We start from the raw sequence: 7720 nt of genomic DNA, 5'->3' as shown, positions 1-7720 counted from the left end.
TTGGTAGCAATTTATATTGGTATTTACAAACAGCATATCGTTTTTTTTTCAATAACTAATAAGTCCTGAACCTTACTAATAACTAACAACTAACCGCCAGTATATTGAGAAATAATAAATAACAACAGACAACAGTTAACAGTCAACCGTCAACAGACAACAGTTAACTGTCAACAGACAACAGACACCAGACACCAGACTAAGGACTAATGACTAATGACTAATGACTCTTCTCTATTTTCCGTTGAAAATCTGCGAGTAGCTTATCCTCAGCGGCGAGGCCAATCCGGTTGGGCCGTTGACGGGGTTTCCCTGACGCTGAAACCGGGGGAAAAGCTCGGATTAGTTGGGGAGTCTGGCTGCGGTAAGTCAACTTTGGGAAGGGCGGCGATGCGGTTGCTGCCGGATTCAACGCTGATTGAGGGGCGAGTTAGTTTTGCTGGAGAGTCAGTGTTTGATATGAATGCTTCGCGGCTGAGACGGTTTCGGGGCGAAGCTGTAGCATTGATTTTTCAAGATCCGATGACTCGTCTCGATCCTTTGATGACTGTAGGAGAACATTGCATCGAGACTTTGCAAGCTCACCGACCGAATTTGGATCGCAAGCAAGCTAAGAAACGGGCGATCGAAACTCTGGAAGCTGTGAAAATTCCCGCGTCTCGCTGGTCGCAATTTCCCCACGAATTTAGCGGCGGAATGCGGCAAAGAGTAGCAATTGCTTTGGCTCTTTTGCTCGATCCCAAATTAATTGTGGCAGACGAACCGACTACAAGTTTAGACGTAACTGTAGCTGCTCAGATTTTGCAGGAATTAACCAGACTTTGCGAGGAACGGGGAACGGCTATTTTGTTGATTTCTCACGATTTGGCGATGGTGGCTGAGTATTGCGATCGCATTGCGGTGATGTACGGCGGTAAAGTCGTAGAAACAGGGCCGGTGCAAAACGTGTTTGAAAAGCCGCAGCACGAATATACTCGATCGCTCCTCAAAGCAGCTTTGCACATTCAAGCCGATTCCGACAAAGGGTTAGCATTCGAGGAAATCAGGACTGAAGTCGTTACTGCAAACTTAACAAATTCGCCTCTTTTGACCGTAACGGATTTGCAGCAACACTACAGTTTAGAAAGCAATTTATTAGATCAGTTGTTTTCCAGGAATCGCCAGGTAATTAAAGCAGTAGACGGCGTTAGTTTAGAACTACAACAGGGAGAAACCCTAGGGCTGGTGGGGGAGTCCGGCTGCGGTAAAAGTACCTTGTCACGCACGATTTTGCAGCTAATTACCGCGACTGGCGGCAAAGTTGAATTTCAAGGAATAGATATAACTGCTCTGAACCGCGATGCTGTGAGGAAGCACCGCCGCGAAATGCAAATGATCTTTCAAGACCCCCACGCTTGCCTGAATCCGATGATGACTGTCGGGCAAAGTATTGCTGACCCTTTGTTTATTCACAAATTAGCTAATGGCAGCGAAGCTAAAAAACAAGTAATCCAAATGTTAGAGCGGGTGGGTTTAACTCCCGGGGAGGATTTCTTCCGCCGCTATCCGGGGGAATTGTCGGGAGGACAACAGCAGCGAGTTTCGATCGCCCGCGCTTTGATTACTCGCCCGAAACTGATAATTTGCGACGAACCTGTGAGTATGCTGGATGCCAGCGTGCAGACTCAAGTTTTAGAGCTGATGTTGGAGTTGAAGCAGGAATTTAATTTGACTTATCTGTTTATTACGCACGATTTGTGGGTGGCGAGATTTTTTTGCGATCGCATTGCGGTAATGAATGCTGGAAAAATTGTTGAAATCGGTAAGACTAGGGATATTTTTACTAATCCGCAGCACCCTTACACTCAGCAATTATTGCAAGCTGCTCCTTTACTGGCTCGAACTCAATAAAAATCTCTAAAAAAGGGGCGAACAGATATCAGCCACTAAAGTCACTCACCGCCTTCTAGATGGATTTCGGAAATTTCCGATTAAATTCGTTAAAGTTAAGGGATACTTTTCAAATCCTCCCACCGACACCAAGCACCATATGGCAGAATCTGACCTAGGCAGTTTTGCGGTGGCACCCGAAGCCTCATTCGCAATCGCAGAGGATGAGGACACCGAGATCGATCGTCCCACGGTAACTCGCTCGTCAGCATACAACAACTGGTCTGCCGACGATCCCGTGGGAGCTTTGTTCAAGGAAATGGCTCGCTATCCTCTACTGACTGCCACCGAAGAGGTGGAGTTGGCGCGCCGCGTTCAAGAATTGGTAGCCCTGGATGAACTAGAACAGCGTTTGCAGCAGGAATTAGACAGAGTGCCGACAAAAGCTGAAATCGCAGCGGCTTTGGGAGTGAGCGAAACTCAACTGCAACAACTTCGCCACCAGTGTCAGTCGGCGAAACGGAAAATGATCAGCTCGAATTTGCGCTTGGTGGTTTCGATTGCCAAACGCTATCTCAATCGGGGCGTGCCTTTTCTCGATTTAATTCAGGAAGGAGCTTTGGGTTTAAACCGGGCAGCCGAAAAGTTCGATCCCGAGAAGGGTTACAAGTTTTCTACTTATGCCTATTGGTGGATTCGCCAAGGAATTACCCGGACAATTGCCAATCAAGGGCGGACGATTCGCTTGCCTGTTCACATTGTCGAACAGTTAAATAAACTCAAAAAAGTTTATCGAGATTTGAGGCGTTCTCTTAAACGCAATCCAACTGAAACTGAACTTGCTAGAGAAATGCAAGTTTCTTGCGAACAGCTTCGCTACCTCCAGCAAGTACGCCGGCAATCTTTGTCTCTCAACCACCGCATCGGCTCAGAAGAAAGTTCGGAACTTTTGGATGTTCTCGAAGATAACGCGACGCAATCTCCCGAAGCTCAGATGAATGAGATGATGATGCGCCAAGATATTTTGGAGGTGTTGGACAGTATTTTGACTGAGCGCGAAAAAGAGATTGTTGCTATGCGTTACGGTTTGCTGACGGGCGAACCTTACACTTTAGAAGAGGTCAGCAGTTTGTTCAATTTGTCTCGCGAACGAGTCCGTCAAATTCAAAATAAGGCAATGCGAAAGCTGCGCCGCCCTCAAGTGACGGAACGATTGAAGGGCTGGTTGAAATAAACTAAAAAACATTGAGTTGGCATTTTGAAAAATCTTAAAATTATTGTGGGGACACTCCGACCCCGCCGTATATAGCAATCTTCGCATCATTTGTGAATTTATTACTCCCTCCCCGCTGGTTCGGGAGGGTGGGGGTGGGGTAAAAAATTTACGACTCCTGCAAGGATTGCTATATATGCTTATTCAATGGGGAAAAACTTAATTAAAAATTACCAATTTAAAATGTCTTGATGTGGTATTTTTAATTCTTGATTGTCGCGTACTACTTACTTATTTATGTCTTCTGAGGTAATTTTGCGTCCAGCTACCCGCGCCGACGTGCCGGTGCTGTTTGATTTGATTAAAGCTTTAGCTGAGTACGAAAAATTATCTCATGCCGTTACTGGCAATGCGGTTGATTTGGAGCATCATTTGTTTGGCGATCGACCTTTTGCTGAAGCGATTTTAGCCGAGTGCGAAGGTCAAGTTGTGGGCTGGGCGCTGTTTTTTTACAATTATTCTACTTTTTTGACTCAGCCGGGAATTTATTTGGAAGATTTGTTTGTGGTCCCTGAGTTTCGAGGGCGGGGAATTGGCAAGTCTTTGATAGTTTATTTAGCGCAGTTGGCGGTTGAAAGGGGCTGCGGGCGTTTGGAATGGAGTGTTTTGGATTGGAATGAATTGGCGATCGGATTTTACAAGGGTATCGGTGCTGATGTGATGCCCGACTGGCGGATTTGCCGGGTTGCGGGCGAGTCTTTGGCAACTTTGGCATCGAAGTAATTCAGGGCGGGCTAGAAGCCCACCCCACAAAAAATTCATCTGTTGTGGAACAGGCATCTTGGCTGTGTGTGGAACAGGCATCTTGGCTGTGTGTGGAACAGGCATCTTGCCTGTTAAGCTAAAATGCCGCACTCCGGTTAATTAATACCGACCTACTTAATTGGCAAAAATATAGGAAAATTTAAGTAACAGTAGATTTTGATGGAGAGAGTCGATCGTGATTATTTGGGTAAACGAGCAAATCGATCCGTCGGGCATTCTTTATTCTTGCATTGCTTGTTGCGATGAGACTCAAGCGAAGGATTGCCACAAATCTTTTGAGCAGAATTTGACGGCGGAGCAAAAACAGCAGGGCTGGGTTGCTACCTTGCGGACTGTTAATTCTTGGGATGAGGTGCCTGTTAATGCTTTGAAATTGAATTAATGAGTGCAAGTCATCAGCAGCTTTAGTCTCCCCCTGTTTCCGTTCGCTCGAAGCGGCCGGAAAACGGGGGACATCTGTTTGGAAAAGGCAAAATAGCTCGATCGCACATTGGTCAAATTAACAGAAATTTTGTGAATCTGAAGGCAAAAAGCTGCAAGCATTTGGGGCGGCGAGTCTGAGGATTGTGCCCTGCAAGGTGCGGGAATTGGGGGGGAAATTTTCGGGCCTGCTGTGCTGCGAACAGGCTAGGACGAAAAAGCGTGCAAGTACGATCCTCTTCGAGGGCTCCGCTAACGACAATTCGCATTTATTAAACGGACTTTAGCATTACAATTAATACATAAAGGCATTTCAAATTGTCAAGTTAAATTTTTATGCTTGAAACCTTATTTCACGCTTATACCCCTCTAGTTATTTGCACTGGCTTGGGACTGCTGTTATTTCAGTACATCCCAGTTAATTTTCCCAAGCTGCTGAGCCACTTTCTTTTCTGGATTGGGATACCGCTGCAAATTCTAGTTTTAGCCCGTCAAAGCGATTTTTCGGGTGCTGTGGGATTCACGCCGGCGATCGCCATATTTGTGTTATTTGTGAGTACGAGTTTAGCTTGGTTGACTTGGGTATTATTGCGGATGCTGAGTGCGGCCCACATCAAAAAGCCATCTTTTCAGGGCAAAAATTCTCTGGTTAACTTATTTTTGTTAAATATAAATTCCCTGAAGCGATCGAGCCAAGGCAGTTTTATCCTAGCTGCGATGCTAGGGAATACCGGCTTTGTCGGATTAGCAATCACCCCCTCTATCATCAGCAGCGATAACAACAACTGGGCCGTCTTATACAGCGTTACTAACAACGTGATCGGAACCTACGGTTTCGGTGTATTTATTGCGAGCTATTTCGGGAATTCCGAGCAACCAAATCACTGGTGGACTCAGATCCGGGACGTGCTGACAGTTCCCGCCCTGTGGGCATTTTTAGTTGGTTTTTTCACGAGAAACATCCCCCTGCCCGAGACAGTGGAATCGGGATTGCAGACGGCAGTTTGGGTGGTAATTGTCAGTGCTTTGCTGCTGGTTGGCATCCGGCTGAGGTCTATTAAGAAATGGGAAAGTTTTGAACTAGCGTTAATCCCGTCGCTGTTAAAAGTGGTAATTGTGCCGGTGCTGATCGGATTAGGTGCTAGTTATTTCGGATTGAGGGGCGATCCGAGGTTCGTGTTGGTGTTGATGTCGGGAACGCCCACAGCTCTTTCCGTGCTGATTTTAGCAGAAGTCTACGAGCTCGATCGCGATTTGTTAGCTAGCAGCATCGCCCTCACTTCCGTCGGGTTGCTGTTGATGCTTCCGCTGTGGTTAGCTGGGTTTAGTTAATATTAGCTAAAGTTTCAAATCAGATTGCTCTAAAATTTCGCAGTACAATTAACAATAACTGCACGGAAAAGACGATGACTGAGATAATAACTGCTACAGGTCTGCCTCCTGCCTTCCCCGACCATACCCAATTGCCAGACGAAGACGGTACATTTGTGAAAAATTTTCAGGAGCATCCCCAGAGCATCATTCTGACAGATTCGATCGGGCCGGTTGTAGAGCGGCTGCATCCAGACGGACAATATGCGATCGGGCAAGATTGCGGTATTTACTGGCGAGAAACTGACCCGCCAGAGCGAGGTGCAGAAGCACCGGATTGGTTTTACGTGCCGAATGTACCGGCAACACTTGACGGTTTTCGCCGTTCTTATGTACTTTGGCGGGAACACATGGCTCCGTTCATTGCTTTAGAATTTGCTAGCGGTAATGGAGAGGAAGAGCGCGATCGTACTCCCTTGACTGTGGCCGCTGATGGTACCACCACTAAACCGGGTAAGTTTTGGGTGTACGAGAGAATTATCCGCATTCCTTACTACGGGATTTATGAAATGAGAACGGGCAATTTAGAGGTCTATCACCTAATAGATTTTGTGTATCAAAGGATGCAGCCAAACGAACGCGGTCACTATCCCATTCCTGTACTAGATGTAGAATTGGGACTCTGGCAGGGAAGCTATCAAAATCAAGAACTTCTTTGGCTGCGGTGGTGGGATTCGCAGGGGAATTTGCTGTTAACTGGCTCCGAACAAGTTGAAATTGAGCGGGCCCTAGTCGAACAAGAACGGGAAAGAGCCGAACAAGAACGGGAAAGAGCTGAACAAGAACGGGAAAGAGCTGAACAAGCAGAGCGAAAAGTTGCCCAGCTAGCGGAGCGACTGCGAGCAATGGGAATCGATCCCGATGCTGAGGATTGATATCAAAGTCCCAAAACTCTCTCTGTAGCGCTAGCACTTCGCACCTTATCTTTTTTAATCACACAAAACCAAGCTTATGGAAACTAAACCACCTCTACCGCCCTTTACGTTGGAAACGGCTAAAGCCAAAGTTCAAGCTGCTGAAGATGCCTGGAATACCCGCGATCCAGAACGACTAGCCTTAGCTTATACGGAAGATTCTCAGTGGCGAAATCGTGCCGAATTCTTCAGCGGACGGGAAGAAATCAAGGCTTTTTTAAGACGAAAATGGGCAAAGGAATTAGATTACCGTTTAAAGAAAGAACTGTGGAGTTTTACAGACAATCGGATTTCTGTTCGATTTGAGTATGAGTGGCACGATGATTCTGGCTACTGGTATCGCGCCTATGGTAACGAACAGTGGGAATTTGCAGAAAATGGGTTAATGCGAAGACGTGAAGCTAGTATTAATGATGTTCCCATTCAAGAGTCAGAACGGAAGTTTCGATAGGAGTTATCTGTGAGTTGCTTAATGAAACTTAGACATTTTTTCACCTTTTTAGGGGCTGAAAACCTCTCCCTCGCAAAAGAAAGAGGTCGATGGCCTAAAAATGCCTGAAACCATTGTAAATATTAGATTTATGCCCTTTCGAGGTAAAAGTCTTTCTCTATCTAGGTTTTAAGCCATTTTGGCTTCAGTTTTTGTCTCAGCCCGTTAGCGTAACTTTCGGAATTACTGCTGATTTCTCCCCTACAACTGAAAACCGCTATATGATGAATTGGGCCCACTCAGTTTCCTAGACCATAGATACCGGGAAATTGGTTGCTGTACAGATAGTAGGCATCTCAATAATAAACTGCGTTCCCTGCTCTGGCGTAGAAAAGCACTGTATTTGAGCGCAGTGTTTTTCTAGCAGAATTTTTCGGCTGATTGACAATCCCATGCCTGTACCTTTTCCGATTGGCTTAGTAGTAAAAAAGGGAGTGAAAAGTTTAGCACGAACTTTCTCAGTCATGCCAGCGCCATTATCGGCAATTGTTACCCGAATGCCTGAACCCGTGCTAATGTTGTCATAGGAATTGCCCGCTACGACTTCAGTACGAATCAAAATCTGCGGGTAAAAAACTCTACCCTCATCTCTACTTCCCCGCTCTTCCAAAGCATCTA

8 protein-coding genes are annotated in these 7720 nt (G+C 46.1%); 7 read left to right on the top strand and 1 reads right to left on the bottom strand.

Going from position 1 to position 7720, the window contains the following annotated elements; genetic code table 11:
- The first annotated feature begins 216 nt into the window (after positions 1-216).
- The 7 genes from QUB14_RS00040 to QUB14_RS00010 all read left to right on the top strand — a co-directional run bounded on the left by QUB14_RS00040 (position 217) and on the right by QUB14_RS00010 (position 7063).
- Positions 217-1890: an ABC transporter ATP-binding protein gene (locus QUB14_RS00040; protein WP_333213877.1), complete on the top strand. Its 1674-nt coding sequence runs from the start codon at positions 217-219 to the stop codon at positions 1888-1890.
- A gap of 139 nt (positions 1891-2029) precedes the next feature.
- The gene (locus QUB14_RS00035) at positions 2030-3103 is read left to right on the top strand and encodes an RNA polymerase sigma factor, RpoD/SigA family (RefSeq protein ID WP_333213879.1); all 1074 of its coding nucleotides are present in this window, start codon (positions 2030-2032) and stop codon (positions 3101-3103) included.
- 276 nt (positions 3104-3379) lie between these two features.
- The gene (locus tag QUB14_RS00030) at positions 3380-3865 is read left to right on the top strand and encodes a GNAT family N-acetyltransferase (protein WP_333213881.1); all 486 of its coding nucleotides are present in this window, start codon (positions 3380-3382) and stop codon (positions 3863-3865) included.
- A gap of 217 nt (positions 3866-4082) precedes the next feature.
- Entirely contained in the window at positions 4083-4289 is a 207-nt protein-coding gene (locus QUB14_RS00025) for a glycogen debranching protein (protein WP_190657733.1), read from the top strand.
- Between the two features lie 374 nt (positions 4290-4663).
- The gene (locus QUB14_RS00020; RefSeq protein WP_333213884.1) at positions 4664-5659 is read left to right on the top strand and encodes an AEC family transporter; all 996 of its coding nucleotides are present in this window, start codon (positions 4664-4666) and stop codon (positions 5657-5659) included.
- 74 nt (positions 5660-5733) lie between these two features.
- Positions 5734-6573 (top strand): Uma2 family endonuclease, encoded by an 840-nt coding sequence (locus QUB14_RS00015; RefSeq protein WP_333213886.1) that lies wholly within the window; start codon positions 5734-5736, stop codon positions 6571-6573.
- Positions 6574-6649: 76 nt separating this feature from the next.
- Positions 6650-7063 carry a nuclear transport factor 2 family protein gene (locus QUB14_RS00010; RefSeq protein ID WP_333213889.1) on the top strand — a complete coding sequence of 138 codons (414 nt, stop codon included), beginning with the start codon at positions 6650-6652 and terminating at the stop codon, positions 7061-7063.
- 286 nt (positions 7064-7349) lie between these two features.
- Here QUB14_RS00010 and QUB14_RS00005 read toward each other — a convergent pair.
- Positions 7350-7720, bottom strand: a 371-nt coding sequence (locus QUB14_RS00005; protein WP_333213891.1) for a HAMP domain-containing sensor histidine kinase, incomplete at its 5' end; no start/stop codon positions are given.

This window comes from Microcoleus sp. B3-D2 (assembly GCF_036705345.1).
In the GTDB taxonomy this organism is placed as follows: domain Bacteria; phylum Cyanobacteriota; class Cyanobacteriia; order Cyanobacteriales; family Microcoleaceae; genus Microcoleus.
Note: the sequence above shows the minus strand (reverse complement) of the source record. Positions and strands in the feature narration are given on the sequence as shown.

Excerpts from the sequence above, each read along its gene's own strand:
- QUB14_RS00010 (WP_333213889.1), top strand. The coding sequence starts at position 6,650 with ATGGAAACTAAACCACCTCTACCGCCCTTTACGTTGGAAACGGCTAAA.
- QUB14_RS00030 (WP_333213881.1), top strand. The coding sequence starts at position 3,380 with ATGTCTTCTGAGGTAATTTTGCGTCCAGCTACCCGCGCCGACGTGCCG.
- QUB14_RS00040 (WP_333213877.1), top strand. The coding sequence starts at position 217 with ATGACTAATGACTCTTCTCTATTTTCCGTTGAAAATCTGCGAGTAGCT.
- QUB14_RS00035 (WP_333213879.1), top strand. The coding sequence starts at position 2,030 with ATGGCAGAATCTGACCTAGGCAGTTTTGCGGTGGCACCCGAAGCCTCA.
- QUB14_RS00020 (WP_333213884.1), top strand. The coding sequence starts at position 4,664 with ATGCTTGAAACCTTATTTCACGCTTATACCCCTCTAGTTATTTGCACT.
- QUB14_RS00015 (WP_333213886.1), top strand. The coding sequence starts at position 5,734 with ATGACTGAGATAATAACTGCTACAGGTCTGCCTCCTGCCTTCCCCGAC.